Source organism: Pseudoroseomonas cervicalis ATCC 49957 (genome assembly GCF_000164635.1).
GTDB lineage: Bacteria > Pseudomonadota > Alphaproteobacteria > Acetobacterales > Acetobacteraceae > Pseudoroseomonas > Pseudoroseomonas cervicalis.
In genome coordinates this window covers 1-767 of record NZ_GG771140.1, presented here as the reverse complement: position 1 = coordinate 767, position 767 = coordinate 1, and the positions used below count along the sequence as shown (strand labels likewise).

Genomic DNA, 767 nt, shown 5'->3' with positions numbered 1-767 from the left:
CGCGGCAGACGCTGGATGCCGGCGCCCTGGCGCGGCGGCGCTTCGCGGTGGCGATGGCCAAGTGGCTGCTGCCGGTGGGGGCGCTGGGCCTGCTGGCCGCCATCGCCCTCTGGCCCGAATTCGACCGCGCCGAGGAGCGCGGCCGGCTGGCCTTCCGCCGCGTGGCGCAGACCAGCGCCGAGGCGCTGCGCCTCTCCGCCGCCCGCTACCAGGGGGTGGACGAGCAGAACCGCCCCTACACCGTCACCGCCGCCACCGCCCTGCAGCAGACCCAGGACGCGCCGATCGAGCTGGACCAGCCGCGCGCCGACATGGTGATGGGCAATGGCGCCTGGGTGCTGCTGGAGGCCCGCCAGGGCGAATACCGCCGCGACGCCAGCAAGCTGGACCTCAACGGCGACGTGACGCTCTGGCATGATGATGGCAGCATGCTGCGGACCGAGATGGCCAGGATCGACATCGCCGCCGGCGGCGCCACGGGCGACCGCCCCGTCGCCGCCCAGGGGCCCTTCGGCACGCTGGTGAGCCAGGGCTTCCGCCTGGAGAATCGCGGCCAGGTGGTGGTCTTCACCGGCCAGGCCCGCGCCCTGCTGGAAGGGAGCCGCTGATGCGCCGCGCCACTCTGCCCGCCGCCGCGCTGCTGGCGCTGCTGGCCGCCGCCACCCTGCCCGGCCAGGCCCGCGCCCAGGCGCTGGACCTGACCCAGGGCGGCCCGGTCGAGGTCACCGCCACCGACGGCATCGAATGGCGCCAGCAGGAGCAGGTGG

1 protein-coding gene is annotated in these 767 nt (G+C 75.5%); it reads left to right on the top strand.

The annotated features are described in order from the left end of the window. Positions 1-608 (top strand): LPS export ABC transporter periplasmic protein LptC (gene lptC, locus HMPREF0731_RS22205; RefSeq protein WP_007006514.1); only part of this gene is annotated, 608 nt, incomplete at its 5' end. Between the last annotated feature and the right edge of the window lie 159 nt (positions 609-767).